The 20,334-nt window shown below is 71.4% G+C and carries 17 protein-coding genes; 8 read left to right on the top strand and 9 right to left on the bottom strand.

All coding sequences use genetic code 11. The features are described from left to right. The first annotated feature begins 1 nt into the window (after nucleotide 1). The 5 genes from ACTWPW_RS42860 to ACTWPW_RS42840 all read left to right on the top strand — a co-directional run bounded on the left by ACTWPW_RS42860 (nucleotide 2) and on the right by ACTWPW_RS42840 (nucleotide 7,303). A complete protein-coding gene (locus ACTWPW_RS42860; RefSeq protein WP_443172073.1) occupies nucleotides 2-1,555 on the top strand; it encodes an ABC transporter substrate-binding protein in 1,554 nt (517 codons plus the stop codon). Between the two features lie 52 nt (nucleotides 1,556-1,607). After that, complete coding sequence (locus tag ACTWPW_RS42855; RefSeq protein ID WP_443172072.1) at nucleotides 1,608-2,504, top strand: ABC transporter permease; 897 nt, start codon at nucleotides 1,608-1,610, stop codon at nucleotides 2,502-2,504. 125 nt (nucleotides 2,505-2,629) lie between these two features. Next, complete coding sequence (locus tag ACTWPW_RS42850) at nucleotides 2,630-3,388, top strand: ABC transporter permease subunit (RefSeq protein ID WP_443172071.1); 759 nt, start codon at nucleotides 2,630-2,632, stop codon at nucleotides 3,386-3,388. Beyond that, nucleotides 3,385-4,830, top strand: a complete 1,446-nt coding sequence (locus tag ACTWPW_RS42845) for an ABC transporter ATP-binding protein (protein ID WP_443172070.1) — start codon at nucleotides 3,385-3,387, stop codon at nucleotides 4,828-4,830. The genes ACTWPW_RS42850 and ACTWPW_RS42845 overlap by 4 nt, the downstream gene beginning before the upstream one ends. A 31-nt stretch (nucleotides 4,831-4,861) precedes the next feature. After that, nucleotides 4,862-7,303 carry a methyltransferase gene (locus ACTWPW_RS42840; protein WP_443172069.1) on the top strand — a complete coding sequence of 814 codons (2,442 nt, stop codon included), beginning with the start codon at nucleotides 4,862-4,864 and terminating at the stop codon, nucleotides 7,301-7,303. 48 nt (nucleotides 7,304-7,351) lie between these two features. Here ACTWPW_RS42840 and ACTWPW_RS42835 read toward each other — a convergent pair whose 3' ends face one another. The 7 genes from ACTWPW_RS42835 to ACTWPW_RS42805 form a co-directional block, all read right to left on the bottom strand. Then, nucleotides 7,352-8,275, bottom strand: coding sequence for an NAD(P)/FAD-dependent oxidoreductase (locus tag ACTWPW_RS42835; RefSeq protein ID WP_375109684.1), 924 nt, complete (start codon nucleotides 8,273-8,275; stop codon nucleotides 7,352-7,354). Continuing rightward, a complete protein-coding gene (locus tag ACTWPW_RS42830; RefSeq protein ID WP_443172068.1) occupies nucleotides 8,275-8,859 on the bottom strand; it encodes a class I SAM-dependent methyltransferase in 585 nt (194 codons plus the stop codon). Before ACTWPW_RS42830 ends, ACTWPW_RS42835 begins: the two co-directional genes overlap by 1 nt. A 522-nt stretch (nucleotides 8,860-9,381) precedes the next feature. Further along, on the bottom strand, nucleotides 9,382-11,256 hold the full coding sequence (locus tag ACTWPW_RS42825; protein ID WP_375109686.1) for an N-acetylmuramoyl-L-alanine amidase: 1,875 nt from the start codon (nucleotides 11,254-11,256) through the stop codon (nucleotides 9,382-9,384). Between the two features lie 10 nt (nucleotides 11,257-11,266). Beyond that, entirely contained in the window at nucleotides 11,267-11,620 is a 354-nt protein-coding gene (locus ACTWPW_RS42820) for a hypothetical protein (RefSeq protein WP_443172067.1), read from the bottom strand. A gap of 68 nt (nucleotides 11,621-11,688) precedes the next feature. Continuing rightward, the gene (locus tag ACTWPW_RS42815; protein WP_443172066.1) at nucleotides 11,689-11,970 is read right to left on the bottom strand and encodes a hypothetical protein; all 282 of its coding nucleotides are present in this window, start codon (nucleotides 11,968-11,970) and stop codon (nucleotides 11,689-11,691) included. 459 nt (nucleotides 11,971-12,429) lie between these two features. Continuing rightward, complete coding sequence (locus ACTWPW_RS42810; RefSeq protein WP_443172065.1) at nucleotides 12,430-13,596, bottom strand: acetamidase/formamidase family protein; 1,167 nt, start codon at nucleotides 13,594-13,596, stop codon at nucleotides 12,430-12,432. Then, on the bottom strand, nucleotides 13,593-13,970 hold the full coding sequence (locus ACTWPW_RS42805) for a hypothetical protein (RefSeq protein ID WP_375109690.1): 378 nt from the start codon (nucleotides 13,968-13,970) through the stop codon (nucleotides 13,593-13,595). Before ACTWPW_RS42805 ends, ACTWPW_RS42810 begins: the two co-directional genes overlap by 4 nt. 381 nt (nucleotides 13,971-14,351) lie before the next feature. Here ACTWPW_RS42805 and ACTWPW_RS42800 point away from each other — a divergent pair, with 381 nt between their 5' ends. After that, nucleotides 14,352-15,503, top strand: a complete 1,152-nt coding sequence (locus ACTWPW_RS42800; RefSeq protein WP_443172064.1) for a PucR family transcriptional regulator — start codon at nucleotides 14,352-14,354, stop codon at nucleotides 15,501-15,503. Between the two features lie 98 nt (nucleotides 15,504-15,601). On the opposite strand, the gene ACTWPW_RS42795 is transcribed toward ACTWPW_RS42800, so the two are convergent. Continuing rightward, nucleotides 15,602-17,758, bottom strand: coding sequence for a DUF6055 domain-containing protein (locus ACTWPW_RS42795; protein ID WP_443172063.1), 2,157 nt, complete (start codon nucleotides 17,756-17,758; stop codon nucleotides 15,602-15,604). A 182-nt stretch (nucleotides 17,759-17,940) separates the two neighbouring features. Continuing rightward, complete coding sequence (locus ACTWPW_RS42790) at nucleotides 17,941-18,090, bottom strand: hypothetical protein (RefSeq protein WP_443172062.1); 150 nt, start codon at nucleotides 18,088-18,090, stop codon at nucleotides 17,941-17,943. 232 nt (nucleotides 18,091-18,322) lie between these two features. Here ACTWPW_RS42790 and ACTWPW_RS42785 point away from each other — a divergent pair, with 232 nt between their 5' ends. Continuing rightward, a complete protein-coding gene (locus ACTWPW_RS42785; RefSeq protein ID WP_443172061.1) occupies nucleotides 18,323-19,186 on the top strand; it encodes a TIGR03620 family F420-dependent LLM class oxidoreductase in 864 nt (287 codons plus the stop codon). Nucleotides 19,187-19,300: 114 nt separating this feature from the next. Further along, the coding region (locus ACTWPW_RS42780; protein WP_443172060.1) for a DUF6351 family protein at nucleotides 19,301-20,334 on the top strand (1,034 nt) is incomplete at its 3' end.

The raw sequence follows: 20,334 nt of genomic DNA, 5'->3' as shown, positions 1-20,334 counted from the left end.
CATGCATTCCCAACTCCGCCGCCGATCGGCGGCGGTCGTCACCGCGGTCGCCCTCCTGACGGGCTGTTCCGGCACCGCGCCGGCCGGCACCGCCGCCCAGCCGACCGGCACCGGCACCGGCTCCGGCACGGGCACGGGCACCGTGCGCTACGCCGCGCCCGGCTCGCCGTCCAACGCCGTCACCGACCCGCACGGTTTGCTGCCCGGCGAGAGCGATGTGGTCAGGATGGCCCTGACCTACGACGTTCTCACCCTTCCCGGCGCCGACGGCTCGACCCAACCGCGCCTGGCGACCGCATGGCGGCCCGACGCCACCCTGACCAAGTGGCGGGTCACCATCCGCGGCGACGCCACCTTCTCCGACGGTCGCCGGGTCAAGGCGGCCGACGCGCTGTTCTCGCTGCGCCGGATGGGCAAGAAGGCGGCGGAGAACTTCGGCCGCATGGCCATGTTCGACCTCGACGCCTCCGAGGTGATCGACGACACCACCTTCGAGCTGGTGACCAGGAAGCCCTACGCCGAGGTCGGCAAGGCGCTGGAGGGCGCGACATTCGTCGTGCCGGAGGGGAGCGACGACTTCGGCAAGCCGGTCCCGGGCTCCGGCCCCTTCCGCCCGACGAACAAGGGCGGGGCACAAGCGGTGGTGTACGAGCGGAACGACGACTGGTGGGGCCCCAAGCCCCCGGCCAGGACCATCGAGGTACGCGCCGTGCCCGATCCGCAGGCGCGCGCCCAGGCGCTGCTGTCCGGCCAGGTCGACCTGGCCGGGGGAGTGCCCGCCACGCTGGCCAAGCAGCAGGAGGGCAACAACGCGGTACGGCTGCTCCGCCGGCCGGGCGCCACCCTGTACCCGCTGGTCATGCGCATGGACACCAAGCCCTTCGACGACCTGCGGGTACGCGAGGCCGTACGGCTCGCCCTCGACCGGCAACAGCTCCTGGACACCGCCTTCCTCGGCTACGGCGAAATCGGCAACGACCTCATCACCCCCAAAGACCCGACCAGCCCGGCGAACCTGGCGCAGACCACCCGCGACCTCGCCCGCGCCAAGAAGCTGATGGCGGATGCCGGTCTCGCCGACGGCGTCGAGCTCACGCTGCACACCACCACGGCCTACCCGGGGATGGACAGCGCCGCCACGCTGATCTCCCAGCAGCTGGCCGAGATCGGGATGCGGGTGAAGGTGGCCGTGGAGCCGGCCGACACCTACTTCTCCGCCGTCTACGCCCGCAAGCCCTTCTACCTCAGCTACCTGGGCGGCATTCCCTTCCTCGACGTGGTGCGGGTGGCACTCACGCCTGACTCTCCCACCAACGAGACGGCGTGGCAGGACCGTACCTGGTCAGCGGACCTCGACAAAGCCCTGGCCGAGCCGGACGACGCCAAGCGGCGCGGGCTCCTGGGCGAGCTGCAGGCCAGGCTCCGCGACCAGGGCGGTTACGCGATCTGGGCGCTGAGCGATCGGCTCGACCTGGCCAAGGCAGGGCTGAGCGGCGTTCCCGAGGGGATCGGATTCGCCTCGGCGTTCATCGACCAGGTGAGCTTGGACGGCTGAGATGCGCCGGGTGCCGTGGCCGGGCCGTGCACTGGCCAGGAGCGTACTGCTGATGGGGGCCGCCTCAGCGGTGATCTTCCTGTGCACGGCGGCGCTGCCGGGGGACGCGGCGGACCTCGTCAGTGGCGGTCGTGCCACTCCTGACGAGCTCGCTCGGCTGAGGGCGGAGCAGGGGCTGGACCGTCCCCTGCACGTCCGCTACCTGGGCTGGCTGTCTGGGGTGCTGACCGGCGATCCGGGAGTCTCTCTCATCACCGGGCGGCCGATCGGCGAGCTGGTCGCGGAGCGGGCCGGCGTGACGCTCACCCTGACCGTGGCGGCCCTGGCGGTCAGCGTCCCCCTTACGGCGGCCCTGGCCTGGACGGCCGTGCGCGGCCCCAGGTGGCTGCGGCCCGCGGCGAACGCGTTGATCGTGGCGGGCGCGGCCCTTCCGCAGGCCGTGGTGGCCGCCGCGCTGGTGGCCTGGCTGTCCGCGGCATGGGGGCTGTTCCCGCCGGTGTCGATGTTGCCCGCCGGAGAGCCTCCCTGGAGCCGGCCCGATCTGCTGGTGCTTCCCGTGTTCACGCTCGCGCTGCCGATCGCCGCGTACGGCGCCGCCCTGCTCCGCGGGGCGATCGCGGACGTGGTGGCCCGGCCCTATGTGCGTGACGCCGAACTGCGCGGCCTGTCACCGGCCGCCATCGCGCTCCGGTACGTGCTGCCGATGATCGCGGCGCCCGCCACCCGCCTCTTCGCCGTGACTCTCGGTGGGCTGGTGGCGGGCGCGGCCGTCGCGGAGACCCTGTTCGGGCTGGCGGGGCTGGGGGAGTTGCTGGTCATCGCCGTCTCCACACGGGACGTGCCGGTCGTCCAGAGCGTTGCCCTGCTGGCTGCGGCGGTTGTGGTGGCCGGTCTCCTCGCCGCCGATGCTGTCGCCCCACGCCGACGTGCCAAGGCAGCCCGCCTATGAAGCGTGCGAACGGCTCTCTCCTGAAGCGCTCAGGGGATGCGGTGGACAGGTCGGTTCCGGCGCGCAGCGCCGCACAGGACGGATCCCCGCCGGCCGGGCGCCGTTCCATGCTCGTTTTCGGGGGCTTGTCCGGCGTTGTGCTCCTGGTGGCGCTCGGTGGTGAGGTCGTGGCCGGGCACGACCCGGCCGCGATAGTGGCCGCCCCATGGGCGGAGGTCGCATCGGGATCGCCCCTCGGTGCCGACGCGCTGGGCAGGGACGTGCTCGTCAGGGTCCTGGCCGGCGGCCGGGACCTGACCCTGACCTCGCTGGCCGCCGCGTTGACGGCATCGGCTCTGGGAGTGGCGGGCGGGCTCTGGGTGGGCTGGAGCCGCGGACGGCTCGGGCGCGCCGTCGCCGGGGCCGCCGACCTGCTGCTGGCCCTGCCCTTGCTGCTGCTCGCGCTGCTCGCGGTGGTGGCGTTGCCGGGTCCGGCGGCGGTGATCGCCGGCACCGTCCTGGGCGGCACGCCGCTGACCCTGCGGGTGGTCGCCGACGCCACGGCCGCGGCGAGGCAGGCGGGCTATGTCGAGGCGGCGCTGTCCCGAGGGGAGACGGGTGGCGCCGTACTGCTGCGCGAGGTCCTTCCCGCGCACGCTGGGCTCGTCTGCGCGGACCTCGGCCAGCGCATGGTGCTGGCCGTGCAACTCGCCGCCGCGCTCAACGTCCTCGGCTTCGGACCCGCGCCGCCCGCGCCGGATTGGGCCGCCATGCTCCGCGAGAACCTCCAAGGCCTGGGGCTCAACCCCGCGGCGACGATCGCCCCGGCGGTGGCCCTGGCGGTCCTGGCCGGCAGCGTGGCGGCACTCTCCCACTCCCTCGTCGCCCGGGACGGCCTCTCGTGAGCCGGCGCGGCCTGACCGTTCGCGGGCTCACCGTCACAGACAGGACCGGGACGGTGATCGTCGACCGGCTGGACCTGCGGATCGCACCCGGCGAGGTGCTCGCCCTGGTAGGGCCGTCCGGAGCGGGCAAGACCACCGTGCTGCGGGCCGTGCTCGGTGCGCTGCCCTTCGGCCTGACGCACGCGGGCGGGCGGATCGAGTGGCACGGCGCCTCCGTACGAGCTCCGCGTCGCTGGCGCCGGCGCACTGTCGGCTTCCTCGGCCAGGACCCGGCATCCGCGCTGCATCCCCTGCTGGACGCGCGGGCGGCCGTGCGCGAGGCTCTGCCCAGATCCGCGCGCGCCGGCGGCGCCGAAGAACAGGCGCTCGCCGAGGTCGGCCTGGACCCCGCCGATATCGGTCAACGCCGCCCCCACCAGCTCTCGGGTGGGCAGGCGCAGCGAGTGGCACTCGCCCGCGCCCTGGCGGCCGACCCCGAACTGCTCGTGCTGGACGAACCGACCAGCGCACTGGACCCGGCCGCGCTCGCACTGGCCCTGGAGCGGGTGCGGCGGCGTCGCGGCGACGGCCGCTCGGTGACGCTCATCGTCTCGCACGACATGGGCGTGGTGAGCGAGCTGGCGGACCACGTCGTACGGCTCGACCCGGGTGAGGGGAACGACGTCGCACCACGGACGCCGGTCCGTCCTGAGACGACCCGGAGACCGGGAGCGGGCGGCGAGCCGGTGCTGGAGGTGCGTGGGATGACCATCGCGCAGCCGCCCGGTGGGCTGCCGCTGTTGTCGGATGTCGATCTTGCGATCTCGTCAGGCGAGACCGTGGCCGTGCTCGGGCCGTCCGGCTCGGGGAAGAGCACGTTGTTGCGGGTGCTCGCCGGGCTGCACCCCGCCGAACACGGACGCGCCACCGTAGCCGGGGAACCGCTGCCCTGGGTCGTGACCGAGCGGAGCCCGGCCGCGGTACGGGCTCTGGCCCTGGTGGGGCAGAACCCCCTCGACGTGCTCAACCCGGCCCGCACCGTCGGGGCGGCACTTGCCCGGCCCTTGCGCACACTACGCGGGCTCTCCCGCAGGGTCGCCCGCGCGGAGGCTCTCCAACTGCTGGCCACCGTCGGGTTGCCGGTGGAGCTGGCGTACCGCTATCCGGCCGCGTTGTCGGGCGGTCAGCGCCAGCGGGTCGCCCTCGCCAGAGCGCTCGCCGGGGGCCCGGCCGTGCTGCTGGCCGACGAGATCACCGCCGCCCTGGACGCTCGTACCGTCGGCCTGGTCCTCGACCTGATCGACACGCTGCGCCATGACACCGGCCTCGCCGTCCTCGCGGTCACCCATGACCCGGCCGTGGCCGCCCGCGCCGACCGCGTGCTCCAGGTCGAAGGAGGCCGGCTGCACTCCCATCCCTGTTCTCACCACGATGACCGGAGGCCCTCTCTTGACGCCCTATGAAACGTTGCTCGCCCATCCATGGATCGCCCGTGTGGACCGTACCGGCACAGGCGGGCTCGTCGTCACGGTCGACCCCGCGGCGCTGGCGGTGCGACATGAGCCGGGACGGCCGCCCGTGCTCGGCGACCTGGTGGCGGAGCATCTCGAACACTGGGGAGAGGTCTACGACTGGACCTACCGCTCCCGCCAGGGCGCACACCGCCCTGACCTCGATCTGTCCGGCTGGCGCGCCAGCGACACGGGCCGGCCCTTGCCCGCCGAGCACATGGCCGAGTGGGCCGACCGCACCGCCGAACTGGTCCTGCGACACCGGCCTTCCCATCTGCTCGAGCTCGGCTGCGGAACCGGCATGCTGCTGCATCGTCTCCACCCCCACCTCAAGGGCTACGTGGGGACCGACATCGCCGAGCACGTCGTGACCCGGCTGAACGGGCTCGGCCTGGACGGCGTCACGGTCGTACGCGCCGCCGCCCACGAGATCAACGGCAGCACGGTGCGCTCCGCCGTGGCCCGGTTCGGCGAACGGCCCGACTGCGTTCTGCTCAACTCCGTCACCCAGTGTTTCCCCAGCGTGGAGTACCTGGCGGCGGTGCTTCACGACGCCATCGAACTCGTGGCGCCGGGAGGGACCGTGGTCGTCGGGGACGTACGCCACTCGGGACTGCTCGACGAGCACTGCCGCCTGCTCGAACCCGGATCAGCAGACCGGGCCGCGCAGCGTGCCGCCACCGACACCGAGCTGCTGCTCGACCCCGCGACGCTCGCCGCCGTGGCCGCGAGCGCGGGCCGGCGGGTCACCATCAGCCTGTTCGCCAAGACCCTCACGGCCGACACCGAGCTGACCCGATACCGGTTCGACGCCGTGCTGCACGTTGAGCCGCCGCAGGGCCCGCCCGCCACCACGCACCTGTGGGACGCTCTCGGGCCCGACCCGGTGGCCGCGCTGGCAGGGCTGGCGCGCGGAGGCGAACCCGTTCGGCTGGCCGGCATCCCCAACGGCCTGTTCGACCCCGGCACATCGGCTCCGACAGGGGCGAGCCTGCGGGCCACACTGGAGGGAACGGAAGGGGTGGTGCTGCTCGACCCGGACGATCCCATGAGGCTGCAGGTCGCGATTCCGGCCGCGGTCGCCGCCATGGCACCCGACGTGCCGGCGGGAGTGGCCCGGCCGCACGAGCCGCTGGGCGCGTTCGCCCGGGCACGGCTGGCGGAAGTGGCCCGCCGAGAGCTCAGGCGTGCGGAGCTGCCGATCCCAGAGGAACTGACAACCCAGACCTCCAGCGGCCCCGGGCGCGACGCCGTCAGCCTCACACGCGAGGCGGTCGATGCCGATCTGGCCGGGCGCCTCGCCCTCGCACGCATGATTCCGGTCATGAGGGAGCGGAGGACATCGGAGCCGGTGCCGGACACCGCACTCGCGCATCTCCCGCACGCCGTCCGGCGGTTCGACGAGATCGCGCTACGGGCGCTGACGAGGCTGATCGCCGACGCCGTGCCTTCCGGCAGACCGCAGACGGCCGAGCAGATCATGGCGACGCTCGGCGTGGCCTCCCGGCACGAATGGATCGTCAGGCGCTGGCTGGAGGTGCTGACGACCGAAGGGCTCGCTCGCCGGGGTCCCGGCGGCCGGTTCGAGGTCGTGGACGCCGACATCCCGGCGCAGGACGACGGAGCGAGCCTGGATCGCGCCTGCGCCGAGCTGGGTTATCCCGAACAGATGGCGACCTTCTTCCGCACCGCTCTCGCCCGCCTTCCCGAGCTGCTCCGGGACGAGATCATGGCCCAGGCGCTGCTGTTCCCCGACGGGGACCTGCTCACCTCGCTCAGCAAGGACCAGAACAACGTCAGCAACACCTACCTGAACGCCGCCATGGGGCACCTCGTGGCGCGGGCGGCGGTCAGCCGAGCCGAACCCCTGCGCGTGGTGGAGCTCGGTGGAGGCGCGGGCGGCAGTACCGCCGCAGCGCTGGACGGGCTCGGCGCCGCGAAGGCCGACTACCTCTTCACCGACGTGTCCAGATTCTTCACGATGGCGGCCGAGGACCGGTTCGGCGACCGGCTCCGCTACGCCCTGCTGGACATCAACGCCGACCTCGTCGCCCAGGGAGCGGCACGCGGCGGCGCCGACCTGGTGATCGCCGCCAACGTGCTCCACTGCGCGCGGCACGCCGGACGATCCTTGCGTTGGATCAGGGAACTGCTGGCGCCCGGCGGGTTGGTAGTGGTCACCGAGGCGATCCGCGAGCACTACCTGGTGCTCGCCACCATGCAGTTCCTGCTGTCCCCCAGGGAAGGGGAGCCGGATCTCGGTGCCGGCGACCGTCGCGGCGGTACGGGCAAGGTCTTCTTCACCGGTAGGGAGCTTCCGGCCGAGCTGGCGGAGGCCGGGCTGCGCCCGATCCTCGAACTTCCCAAGGCCGATTCCCCACTGGCCTCGCCCGCCCAGCACCTGTTCGTCGCGGCGAGGCTCTGACACTCCGGTACGGCGGGCGCGCGGGCCCGCCGTACCGGTCAGCGGGGGTCAGCCCAATGCCACCGGCAACCCGGCACGGAACAACTCCTGCTCCAGCCAGACCGCCGCCCGCACCCCATCGGCCGCGCTCGGCCCCACCAACGTCACCGGATCCGGCACCGCCTTCAGATGGGCCGCATCCCCGGCCGCGTAGACACCGGGCACGCTGGTCTTGCCGTACTCGTCTACCTCGACGCAACCATCGGGCAGCAGCGTGCACCCGAGCTGAACGGCCAGGTCGGTGTTCGGCCGGGTGGGCGCCCGATGGTAGACGGCCTCGCGCGCCAGCGTCGTCCCGTCCGTGAAGCTCAGGGCCAGCGCGCCCAGCTCGCCCTCGATGCCCGCCAGCCGCGTCTCGATCACCTGGACACCGCGGGCCTTGACGGCCGCGGCCACCGGTTCGGGCAGGGCGCTCGGGCCGTTCGTGCACAGCACCACGTCATCGCTGTATCGATCGGCGACATAGGCGGCCAGCATCGCCTCGAAGCCGTTCCCGACGACGGCGAGCACCTTCCCGTTCGTCTCGTAGCCGTGGCAGAAGGGGCAATGGAACACGCTCTTTCCCCACCGCTCCGCCAGCCCGGGAATCGCGACAGGCTCGTCGGTCAGCCCGCTGGCCAGCACCAACCGGGACGCCTCGACGCGCTCGCCGTCCTCCAGGGTCAGCAGGAAACGGCCGGCCTCGCCCTCCGCCGAGCTCACACGCCCCTGCCTGAGCTCGACCGTCGGATAGGTGCTCACCTCGGTGCGGCCGTCGGCCAGCAACTCGGCGGGGGAACCGCCGTCCCTGCCGAGGAACATGTGCATCTCCGCGGCCGGCGCGTTACGCGGCCGGCCGGCGTCCACGACCAGGACCCGTCGCCGCTGCCGGCCCAGCACCAGTGCCGCGCTGAGCCCGGCGGGCCCGCCACCGACCACGACCACCTCGTACATCACGCGTCTCCTCCGTTGATGACGTGCATGCCTGGCTCGACGGGACCGATGGGCGAGGGCACCGGCTCGGCGCGGTCCCGCCCCTCGTACCTGCGCCGCCCGATCCGCACGTCGGCGAACCTGGACTCCGGCACCGTCACAGGCGCCCCAGGGGGCTCCAGGTTCAGTACAGCCCGGCCGCCGGGCGCGAGCCGATCGGCGGGCATCGTCCAGATCGCCTGCCGTCCGGCCGCGTCGAAGTGGCCGATGACGTTCATCGCGACGAGGGCGCCCAGCCGGTGTGGCAGCGCCGCCTCGAGAAGGTGCTCCGGGAGCACCGTCACCCGGTCACGCAGCTCCGCGTTCTCGCTCACCCGGGCCGGCAGGGTCGTCCGCGACGTCATCGACGGCTCTACGGCCACGATCTCCGCTTCGGCCACCGAGTTCGCGATCACCCGAGTGCCTTGTCCGCCGCCGGCGCCCACGTCCACGATCGGGCCGGTCGTCCCGCGCAGTGCCGCTGACAGCGGCGGACCCAGTCCTGCCCGGTGCGGCGCGAGCAGCACATCGACGAACTCTGCGGATCGCTCGTATTCGTCGGTCACGCTCACCTTCTAGTCAATTTGATAATCATTACCATTTTTTGAGACTAGAGAGCAAAGGGAGTGACCGTCAAGGCTCCAGCCCGACCGGCCCGGCCGTGCGCTCTGCTCCATGCCGACCAACGCCAATCGGCAGGGGGGCGAGCGCAGGGATCAGACACCTCGACCAGGAGCTCGCGGCCGATGCTCTGAACGGCCCGTACAGACCCCCAACCGCGACGCGGCTCTGCGGACCGTTCGGATTCGAGCCTTCGCTCTGGGTAGGCAGACCTGGCCGGTACGCGCGGCCGGAGCTCCGCCTCGGCGAGATCCCATCGAATCCGGTGCTCCAGGTCGAGCCCGGGCCCAAGCTCGCCGTCCGCCGTAAGAACCTGCCGTCCACCCGCCCCCCTCCTGCGGTGTGCCGCAGCCATGTCCACCTGCACCGCAACCGCTTGCTCGGCACCGGCCACGAGCTCGAACCCCGCGTTCCGGAGCTCCTTCGCCGCACTCGCGAAGGTCTCGCCCACCGGTGACTCCGGGCACTCACGCCTCGGTCACCACGACGTCCTCGCTCCTGACGAACATGACGCGGTGGCCGAACTGGATCTGGTGGTACTCCTGGGCGCCGCGGACCACACGATGCTGCGTGGTGTCGAAGGTCGTCGCCTTGTAGAACTCGCCGGTCGTGGTCAGGCCGACCGTGTACGACTGCCCGGCCGCGAACGTGTACTGCAGCGGGATCAGCGGCTGCACCGCCACACCCGGCGGGTACGCCGCCGCCTCCGGGTACGCGCGGCCGTACACGGGAACGGAGGCCAGGCCAGGCCGGGGCGTCGCCATCCGGGTCCGGCTGGGCACGGCCACGGGAGCGGAGCCCGGGTTGCGGAACCACGCCTTCTGGCCCAGGTACCAGATGGCGGTCCAGTCACCCCGCCGCTCGGCGACGACGTAGCGCTGCCCGGTGACGGCGCGGGCGGCGTGATCGTACACGCTGAACGTGGACTGGCCCGTCGGGTGCTTGCCGATGTCCTTGACGAGGGGCGACCCCTCGCGCGGCTCGGTGTGCAGCCAGACCGAGGCCGACCCGTGCGCCGGGCAGGCGGCTGCGGGGTGGCTCTTGTCGCAGCCGGTGTAGTGCGGACGGTTGCGGTCGTAGTCGGGCAGGATCATGACCGTGGCCGTGCCGGAATCGCCGTCGGGGCGCAGCGGAGCCCCCATCAGGTCGAAGAAGTGGGCCCAGTCCCAGTACGGGCCCGGGTCCTCGTGCATCCCCTTCACCTTCTCCGGCACCAGGCCGGGCACGTTGTCATGGCCGAGGATGTGGGCGCGATCCAGCGGGACGCCGAACCTGTCGGCCAGGTAACGCACGAGCTTGGCGGACGTGCGGTACATCGCCTCGGTGTACCAGGTGCCGCCGGCGGCGAGGAAGCCCTCGTGCTCCAGGCCGATCGCCTTGGCGTTGACGTACCAGTTGCCGGCGTGCCAGGCCACGTCCTTGGTGAGCACGTGCTGGGCGAGGTGACCGTCGTGTGAGCGCAGCGTGTAGTGCCAGCTCATCTCCGACGGGTCCTGTACGAGGGCGAGCGTCTTGTCGTACAGCTCCTCGGTGTCGTGGATGACGATGTAGTGGATCGTCTGGCTGGTGGGGCGGTCGGCGAGGTCGTGGTTGCCGTACTTGCCGTTCGGCAGTTGGCTGTAGGGCGCCGGGATCCACTCGCAGGGGAGCGAACCGGGACACTCCACGCCGTCGGCGCGGGCCAGATGGGGCAGGTCCAGCCTGGCCAGCCAGGAGCGGGACGGGTGCACCTCGGGAGAGGGCGGCAGTGTCACCTCCGTACCGGTGTCGGTCATCCGGGTGGCGCCCTCGTGGATGACCTCGTACACCTCGTCGGCGAAGCCCCCCGCGGTCTCCTCGGCCGTGGCGCCCGAGTAGCGCGCCACCGCGCCGTACCAGTCGGCGGGGTCGGCGCTCGGCGGGGCGCCCAGGGTGCGCTGGTAGTCGGCGAGCAGCGCCGCGCCGCCGTCGATGTTGGCGGCCGGGTCCTTGCGCAGGCGCTCGATGCTCTCCCCGGTCAGCTCGGCGGCACGGTCCAGGGTGTGCAGGGACGCGGGCAGGCCGTCCTGCCGCGCCGCCGGCTCGATGGGACGCAGCGCGGGCCGGGAGTCGTCGCCGCGGGGGTCCTCGTCCCCGTCGATGTGGTGGTGCCGCGAGGTGCTCAGCGCGGCACCGTCGGTGAGGTGCATGGGGCCGAACCCGGCGGCCGTACTGGGCTTGCCGCCGTTACAGTCCCAGCGCGACTCCATGTACGAGACGGCGAGCAGGACGCTCTCCGGTACGCCGTGTCTCCTCGCGGCCTGTTCGAACGCTTTCGGCATCGTGGTCATCACCACCACCTCCACCTGCACCGTCGCATGCATACGCGCCCAGCTAGGGGCGATATGTCATAGTTTTCCGCCTTCTTGTAGCAGTGCCTGCAGCCTTTAACCGTCCGCCGGACGATCCCTGCCTGCCGGCCCTGGCCGACCGCACCCGGACCTGGTACGCCCGGCACCACAGCCGGTCCGAGACCCGCGCCGTCCACAACGAGGCCGTCGCCCGGCCGGCCGAGCAATCGCGGCCCGGGCCTCGTACCCGGCCTGCGACCGCCTCGCCCTGCTCCTGCTGGGTCGGCACGGCGGCGGTGGCGGTGAAGGGCTCGCCGGAGATGACCACGGGCAGGTTGGGGTAGGGCACGGCGTACTTGGCGATCCAGTGGTCGATGCCGAGGATCGGGCCGAGCACCTCACCGAAGAGGTTGACGTCGGCGGGAGCCTAGCGCCGAGGATCATGGGGTGAGGCCGGCTCCGTCCTCATGCCTGCACGTTGAGAGCCGGCCGCGTCCAGAGGGTGAGATCGCTGCTGGTGGCAACGGCAAGGGTGAGGCCTGAAGGCGAGAATCCGGCGGCGCGGAAGGTGGAGTAGTTGGAGTGGAAGACGTGCCACCAGCCTTGTCCCGGCGGGTCCTTGTAGATGTCGCCGTCCGCAGAGAGCAGGACGCGGTCGTTGGGCCATTCGGGGCTGACGACGTCGAGGGCCCAGCCGTCCGGCGTGGTGCTGTGCAGGCCGCCGCCGAAGAGACCGGCGATGTGCACCCGGGTGTCCGCGATTGGCCCGAGACCGACAATGTCAGCCTTTCCTCAGCCGCCATGCATCGCGGGGTGTCGCATCGACGCGTCGTCTGGTTTTGGACATAGAGCCTGATCAGGCCGTAGGGGATCGAGATGTCGTGCCGCAGATCAAGGAGCGGCTGCGGGACCGAGCCGGCCGGCGAGCTGGGCAGGCAGTTCCGTTCCATCGTCGTCAACCTCAGGGATCGACGTGCCCGTGTTGTCGCTGCACAACCTGGGTGACACCGACGGCGGCCGCTTCACCGACCCGTCGTACGCCACCGGTACCCGGCGTTGTACTCACCCTCCAGGGGCGGCATTCGAGGGCAGCAGGGGTCCGAAGCCCACACCTTGCGGACTGCGGGCTGTCGCGTGCGTGTCGAAGGAGCCAGAACCGGGGCGGGGGCCTTGTCCACGTCCGCGTGTCGCTCCGGACGATGGAGGTCAGCTCGGCAGAATGTCCCGGTCGAAGATGTCGATCGGCAGATAGAGCGTCACCGTCGGATTCGGGATCGTGACGATACAACTGACATGGATCTTGACGGGCGCGACGCTGAGGATCACGTACGCCTGCTCGCCGCTGTAGCCCAGCCCCATCAGGTAGTCCACGGCCCGGTGGACCGCCTCCTGGGCCGCGAAGCTCGCGTCCTGATACCCCTGCTCCCTGCCGCGGAAGCAGAAGCCGGTGAAGCCGAGGTAGCGGGCGGCGCCGAGCTGAGCGACCAGTGGCGCTGGACGGACGATCGGCGTGGTGATCCGGTGGCGGGCCATGCCGTCCTTGATGACATGGAGCCGCAGCCAGCTGCGGCCGTCCATTTCCATCGCGTTGAAGCTGCATTCGCCGTCCGCCGCCGAGAGATGGTGGTCGCCGAGCGACAGCAGCGCGCCGTCCACGAACACCGGGAAGTAGACCGTGGCCCCCGGGCCGAGCGTGTTGATGTCCATGTTGCCGCCGTTCTCCCGGGGCGGCTGGGTGCGGGCCGCAACTCGCGCGGCCTCGACTCCGAGGCCGCGCAGCAACGCGTTCCGGGGGTCGGGGGCGAAGGCGCGGCCGTCGGCGTACAGAGGGCTCTCGCGCATGTCCCATAGACGCATCAGCTCGAACGACGGCGCGACCCCCATGGTTCCGGCATGCGGCTGGGTGGGGATGCGCACGCCGGGCACTTCGGGTGACTCCGCGATGGCGCCGCGGGCGTACCACGTCGATCGGTAACCGTCAGGAAAGGTCTCGCTGAGCAGCCCCGGCGTGCCGGGCAGGATGTTGGAGAAGGCGATGCCGCTCAGCGGCTCGACGCCGAGCACCTCCGCGACCAGCACGTCTCCGGGACGTGCGCCGTTGACGTAGACCGGTCCGGTCAGCGGGTGCATGCGGGACAGGTCGACCCGGCGCAGCTCGTCGAGGCTGCCGTTGTCGTGGATCTGATAGTCGTCGTAGGCGGCCGCCTCCAGGATCACCTCACCGCCCGGATCCACCGTCACAGCCGGGGGGATCTCGGGATGCCAGCGGTTGTGCCCGATCTCGGGTTGCTCGGCGAGTGGGACGCCGATGTCGCAGGTGAGGCGAGGCACGTCCAGATAGCGGTCGCTGTGGCGGGAGAACGGCTGCATCATGGGCCCTTACTGGTCGGGGCGGCGGTGAAGCGCACTGTGGTGAAGGGCGCACGCCATGCGGTGACCTCGGTCGCCAGCGTGGCGGGCGCGCCGTGGGGGGCGAGGGCGCGGGCGATGAAGACGGCCAGGGTGGACATGTCGTCCTCGTCCATGCCGATGCGGGTGATCTCCGGGGTGCCGAGCCGCAGGCCGTTCAGGTCGCCGGCCACCGGCTCCATGGGCAGACCGATGCCGCTTGCGAGCAGGTTGGCGGCACGCAGCCGGTGAGAGGCGTGCTGCCCGCCGCCGTAGCGGTGCGCGGGTACGGCGAACTGGTGCGACCTGCGCCTTCCAGTCGAGCAGCGTGACAGCGAGCGCGGCGATGCGGCCGGCATCGGAGTTGGCGGTCAGCCCGGGGTAGGCGATGGCGTCGAGGCGCTGCGCCAGCTCCTCGTCGTCGGTGACGATCAGCCCGCCGGGCGGCCCGCCGAGGCTCTTGTACGTACTCATCGTGACCAGGTGCGCGCCCTCGCGCAGCGGGTTCGGCCAGACACCGCTTGTCCGACCGCGGCGCCGGCTACTTCGCGGGTCAAACGCTCGCTCGCGGCGGACATCCAGGGACGGGGAAAGCGGGCACGCATCACGGTCTCATCTCCGGGTTCGGGCGCGTCTGGTTCGACGGTAAGCAGCGGCCGGCGGTCGACGCATCGGATCGATGCCGAGATCGTCCCCGTATGGTCTCGACATCTGTCGCACCCTGATGGAGAGAATCAGGCATGGATCTTCAGGACCTGCTCGAAGACCTCGCCCAGCGGCTCGGCCGCGGGCTGTTGCTGGACTCGACGGACGGCCGGCTGGTCGGCTACAGCAAGCAGGACGCACACGCGGACCCGGCACGCGTCGCCTCGATCCTGTCGCGCCGGGTCGCGCCGGAGATCCGTGAATGGCAGAACCGGTACGGCATCGCCAGGGCGACCGGGATCGTCCGCCTGCCCCCGAACGCCGAGCTCGGCATAGGAGCTCGCTGGTGCGTCCCGGTCAGGCACGGCGGGCGATGCCTCGGCTATCTGTGGGCCCTCGCGGACGGCGAGGCGCTTGACGAGGTCGCGCTCGGCACGCTCACCGGTGGCGCCGGCGAACTGGCCCGGGTCCTCGCCGGGCGGAGCGGCGAGCGCGAGGTCCTGCTCCGCCGGTTACTCGATCCGGACCAGACCGGGGAAGCCGCCCGTGACCGGCTGGCCGTGCTCGATCCGTTGCTGCTCCGCTCCGAGGTTCTCCTCTGCGCCGCCGTGCCGATCAGCCGCAGCCGCGAACGCGTGCCCGCCCTGTCCGCCCGCGAGTTGGAGCGCCTCGGCGCGGCGCTGCCCCGGGCGTTCGTCTGCTTCGTCACCCCCACGCACGTGGCCGCACTGCTCCCGCACGGCCGCAGTGGTGCCACCGCCTTGGACGAGGGACTGCGAAAGGCCGCCCGTCGTCCCTTCGCCATCGGGATCGGCGATCCGGTGCCCTTCGAGGTGCCTGCGATACGCGAGGCGTACGGTCAGGCCAGGGCAGCCGCACAGGTGGCCGCGCTGGATCCGGCGTTGCCGCGTACCCTGCCCTGGTCGGCCGCCGGGCCGTACCGCATGCTGTTCCCCGTCGCGGCGCCGGGGCCGGACCCGGTGCTCGCCCCGCTGGAAGGTGACAGAGGCCTTCTGCACACCTTGGAGACGTACCTCGATGTCGGCTGTGACGTCCAACGCACAGCGGCGTCGCTGCACCTGCACCGGAGCACCGTCTACTACCGGCTTGACCGGATATCCGCGATGCTCGGCGCGGACCTCCACGACGGGCTGGTGCGTTCCCACCTGCACCTTGCCCTGAAGGCACGCCGTCTGAGCGGATGCGCCGCAGACTCGCCCGCATCGAACCCTCGGTCGTCCCCATGAAGGGAAGCCTGTTCCGCGGGCTGTGGCGCGCCCGCGCGTGACAGGGTGCCGGCGCCGGCGTGGCGGCCCCCGGGCCGGGAGCCGCCAACCATGGGCCGTCAGCCGAACGCGCGGACCTCGAGCAGCCCCACCGAGCCCTGGCCGCTCTCCAGCACGACCCGCAGGCGGGTGGTGCTGACGGGGGTGAAGGTGACCCGGTTGTAGGTGCCGGCCGTGATCCCGTATCCGCTCGGCGCGGCCACGTCGGAGTACGCGCTGCCGTTCCAGTGCTGCAGCTTCCACGAGGCAGGCACGCGCACGCCTCCGCCGTCGTCGAAGAAGTAGACCTCCGCCGACTTGATCGTCCGGGCCGAGGACCAGGTCAGCTCGGCCCATTGGGAGCCGGTCTCGGGCCAGGTGCCCCAGCGCGGGCTGGGCACGACCCCGTCGTTGATCGCCGCGGCGCTCTCCCAGGGCGAGGTGTACGAGGCCGAGGGGGTGGCGCTCGCGGCCAGGTTGACCGGATCCGGGGTGGAGCCGCCGCCGAAGGCGAGGTCGTCGTCACTGAAGATCGGGTGAGCCGGGTTCACGTCCGCCTCGCCGCCGGCGCCGTCGCAGCGGCGGTCGGGATTGAACATCAGGTACGTCCCGGAGCCGCAGGCCGTGGCCGGCTCGGCGTCGCCGCCGATGACCACGCTGCCGCTGAGGTTGGCCCCGCCCTGGACCAGGGCGCTGTTCTTCACCACCGCGTTGCCGGAGACGGTGGCGCCGCTGTTGACCCAGGCCAGGTCCTCGATGCGGGCGTTGCCGCTGACCGTGCTGTTGCCGTAGACGGCGGCTCGGGGGCCGACGTAGGCGGTGGCGGCCACGTTCGCCCGGTTGTCCACCCAGCCGCCGCCGTTGGAGTGCCAGTGCCCGTTGCCCGGCGCGGACGGCCGTACATGGCCCGGCTCGAAGCCCCACGGCGTGGCGCCCTGAAGGCGGAACTGGTACGGGTAGCGGTAGTTGCGGGGGTAGCCGTCGAGGAAGGCGTACTTGTGCACGGTTGCCGGCGCGCCGACGACCACGAGGTAGACGTCCTTCTCGCCCGGCTGGGTCTGGAAGGTCACCTCGCCGTTGGCGGAGGAGTGGACCGGGCCGTAGCGGGGCGTGCCGTTCTTCACCGCGACGAACCCGTACGACCAGCCGGACTGCGCGGAGGCGTTGATGTGGCCTCGGAAGCGCATCCGGATGAGGCCGCCGTCGCTGCTCGGGACGAGGCGGATCTTGTTGTAGCCGTAGTCGGACGGCGCGATGGCGTCGGAGACGCGGAAATGCCCGGCCGAGGCGTTGACGGCCTCCACCGCCACGCCGTTGTAGGCGGTGACGAACGGATAGAGGCTGTTGATGAACGGCATGAAGTCGGCCCGGTTGGAGTAGTCCCAGGTGACGTTGCGCTGGGCGTACTCGCCGACGCGGCGGTTGAGCTCCGCCTGGTCGATGCCGGCGATGCGCCGGTAGACCTCCAGCGGGTGCTCGGTGTTCCTGGCCTCGTTCCAGAGGCGATTGAACATGGCCAGGCCGTCGCGGTCCTTGATGTACTGCAGCAGCATCCAGGCGCCGTAGTGGTGGCGGCTGCTGCTGTAGGCGAGGTTCTCGGTGCGGATGAACCTCGTGAGGTCGCCCGCGGCCGTCTTCGGGTAGACCTGCATCGCCATGAACTCGGCGCTGGCCTCCCAGAACGTCCCGGCGCTCGCGTGCGTGAACCCGTACCCGGGCCTGCCGAGGAACGTGTAGTTCTGGAACACGTGCGCCAGCTCGTGCGCCAGCCCCCACGACCCCGGTTGCGCGGCCCCGGGGGCGATGTTGATGACGCCGACCCTGCCGTCCGTCGAGCCGCCCGTCGCCCACGCGTCGAGCGGGGCGTTCGACCAGGTTCTGGTGATGATCACGATGATCTTGTGCTGGGCCAGCAGGCCCGTCTCGGGCGTGAACCGCATGGTGTTCACGTAGAAGGAGTAGAGGTTCTCCAGCTGGCCGAGGATGTTGTCGGGGTCGAACCGGTACTGCGTGGGGGCGTTCCTGGGGTCGGTGCCCGACCGATCGCCCCACAGGAGGATGAAGTTGGCCGACTCCTTCGTACGCGCCTGGACCCAGGGCACCTCGCCGCTGGTGGCCCAGCGCGACGGGATGTAGACCGTCTTGGCCAGGGCCGCGGATTGCGCGGGTGCCGTGGGCACGAATAACAGGCCGAGAAGCAGGACAAGGGCGGTGGCGACCGCCCGCGATCGTCTCATCAGCAGTCCTCCGGATCTGTTAGCGCTAACATCCTGAACGCGCTCGCGGTATGTCACATGGCTTTGAGCGGCTTGAGTTTCGACACCGCAACAGGCTCTGTCAAGGTCCAGCGAGTCGTCCGTGAAGTATCGCCGTGGCGACCTGCGGGCCGGCCTGAAAATTACATGGGCGCCTTTCCGGGTCACGCCCTTGGAGGAGCGGGGGCCGAGAGCCGGTGGTAGTAGAAGGCGACCGGCAGCGCCGTGCACCCGAGCTTCTCGTACAGCGCCCTGGCGGGTGCGTGGAAGGAGATGACCCCGTTCCTGCGCGCCGTGTCGACGCTCCAGGCCACGTAGCCGGCGATGGCGTGGTCGGTCTCCGCGACCGAGACGTATTGGTGCGCGGAGGGTTGTGGAGCCCGGCGAGGTCGTGCGGAGTGAACGGGCGAAATGGACGTGCGCCTTTCAGTCCGGAGCGGCGCGACGCTTCCGGCTCGTCTCCCGCTTCCACGTTTCGGATCTTCATCGATAGGGTTGAGCCGTCGACCGGCGGCGCTGGTGTGCCAGGTGAAGGCGGAGGTTGTCATGGACCTTTCCGGTGTGGGCGTGTGGAGCCACCATCTGCGTTACGGCGACCCGGGTGAAGCCGCCGACGCGGCCGCGGAGCTCGAGGAGCTGGGATTTCGCGCCCTGTGGTTCCCGGACGCCGGAGGGCCGGTCTTCGACGCGGTCACCAACCTGCTGACCGCCACCCGCGAGATCGTCGTGGCCACGGGCATTCTCAACCTCTGGATGCACGAACCCGCCGGCGTCGCCGCTGCCTACGCGTCCGTGTCCGCCACGTACGCCGGCCGGTTCCTGATGGGCATCGGCGTGAGCCACGCGGTGGCGATCAACACCGACCAGGAGCCGGCTCGCTACCGCAGACCGATGGAGGCGATGAGGGCCTTCCTCGACGAGCTCGACCAGGCGGATCAGCCCGTGCCCACCGCGAACCGGGTGCTTGCCGCGCTCGGCCCGAAGATGCTGGACCTGGCCGCGAAGCGGGCGCGCGGCGCCCACCCCTATCTCGTCACCCCTGAGCACACCCGGCGCGCGCGAGCGGCACTGGGCGACGGCCCGCTCCTGCTTCCGGAGCAGACCGTGATCCTGTGCAGGGACAGGCAGGAGGCGCGGGCGATCGGCGATGGCTGGCTGCGGAGCTACCTGGCCCTGCCCAACTACGCCGACAACCTGCTCCGCCTCGGCTACTCGCCCGAAGAGCTGGCCTCGGTGAGCGATCGCCTGTTCGACGACGTGATCGCGTGGGGGAACGAGGAGGCGATCCTGCGCCGGCTGGACGAGCACCTCGCGGCCGGAGCGGATCATGTGTGCGTGCAGGTGGTGACCGCCGACTCGAACGTGCTCCCCCGGCGGGAGTGGCGCCTGCTCGCCGCCGCCCTGCGATGAGCGTCGGCACCTGACCGGGGCACCAGGGTCCCCTCGGGCGGTGAGCGTCATAGTGTCATGGTCATGCACCTGGCATGCGCTCCCTGGAGCGCCTGAGGAGAAAGGTGACGGCCGATGCGTTCCCCCCTCTCGGTCGTTCTGGTCGCCGTGTTGTGCGTGATCCTGCCCGTACCCGCCGCGGGAGCGACCGGCGACGTCCCCGATGACCAGCCCTTACCGGGCTACACCATCGACAACCCGCCCCTGGCCCCGGCCATCGTGAACGGTAAGCCGACCCGGGTCCACCAGGGCGTTCACGAGCATGCGGCCTTCGACATCGAGGTGCCGCCGCGCTGGAACGGCGACCTGGTGATGTGGGCGCACGGATACCGCGGTGCCACGCGGGTGCTCACCGTGGACCCGCCCGGCTACGGCCTGCGGCAGCGCCTGCTGGAGCAGGGATACGCCTGGGCCGCCTCCTCCTACTACGCCAACGACTACGACGTGCGGGCGGGCGTGCTCAGCACCCGCGACCTCGTCGAGCGCTTCACGAGGACGGTGGGCCGGCCGCACCGGACGTACATCGCGGGCGTGTCCATGGGTGGTCACGTCACGGCCCGCTCCATCGAGCAGTACCCCGGCCTGTACGACGCCGCGCTGCCCATGTGCGGGGTGCTCGGCGACCACGAGCTGTTCGACTTCTTCCTCGACTTCCAGCTCGTCGCGCAGGACCTGGCCGACGTGCCCGCCTATCCGATCCCGGAGGACTACGCGACCTCGGTCGTGCCGCAGATCAAGGAGCGGCTGGGGCTGACCGGCGGGACCGAGCCGGCCGGCGAGCTCGGCAGGCAGTTCCGCTCCATCGTCGTCAACCTCAGCGGCGGGGAGCGTCCCGGGGCCGCGGCGGCGTTCGCGTACTGGCAGGACTTCCTGTTCGGGCTGGCCGACGCCGACGCGGGCGGCACCCTGGCGCAGGAGCCGGCCAGGGTGGCGACCAACCGCGGCACCGTCTACCGCCCCGCCACGCCCGTGAACGTCAACGCGAGCGTCCAGCGGGTGGATCCGGCCGACCCGGTGGCACGCCGGACGTGGCGGCTGACCGAGGTGCCCGGCGTCTCGGGCAGGATCGGCGTGCCCGTGTTGTCGCTGCACAACCTGGGTGACAACTT

This window comes from Nonomuraea sp. KM90, from assembly GCF_052246675.1.
Taxonomy (GTDB): Bacteria; Actinomycetota; Actinomycetes; order Streptosporangiales; family Streptosporangiaceae; genus Nonomuraea.
The sequence above is the reverse complement of the archived record's forward strand: the minus strand, read 5'-3'. Positions and strand labels throughout refer to the sequence as shown.

Coding starts and splice junctions, on each gene's coding strand:
- ACTWPW_RS42810 (WP_443172065.1), bottom strand. CDS start 13,596: ATGATGCAGCCGTTCTCCCGCCACAGCGACCGCTATCTGGACGTGCCT.
- ACTWPW_RS42800 (WP_443172064.1), top strand. CDS start 14,352: ATGGATCTTCAGGACCTGCTCGAAGACCTCGCCCAGCGGCTCGGCCGC.
- ACTWPW_RS42835 (WP_375109684.1), bottom strand. CDS start 8,275: ATGTACGAGGTGGTCGTGGTCGGTGGCGGGCCCGCCGGGCTCAGCGCG.
- ACTWPW_RS42785 (WP_443172061.1), top strand. CDS start 18,323: ATGGACCTTTCCGGTGTGGGCGTGTGGAGCCACCATCTGCGTTACGGC.
- ACTWPW_RS42795 (WP_443172063.1), bottom strand. CDS start 17,758: ATGAGACGATCGCGGGCGGTCGCCACCGCCCTTGTCCTGCTTCTCGGC.
- ACTWPW_RS42860 (WP_443172073.1), top strand. CDS start 2: ATGCATTCCCAACTCCGCCGCCGATCGGCGGCGGTCGTCACCGCGGTC.
- ACTWPW_RS42855 (WP_443172072.1), top strand. CDS start 1,608: ATGGGGGCCGCCTCAGCGGTGATCTTCCTGTGCACGGCGGCGCTGCCG.
- ACTWPW_RS42805 (WP_375109690.1), bottom strand. CDS start 13,970: ATGCCGGCCGCATCGCCGCGCTCGCTGTCACGCTGCTCGACTGGAAGG.
- ACTWPW_RS42825 (WP_375109686.1), bottom strand. CDS start 11,256: ATGCATGCGACGGTGCAGGTGGAGGTGGTGGTGATGACCACGATGCCG.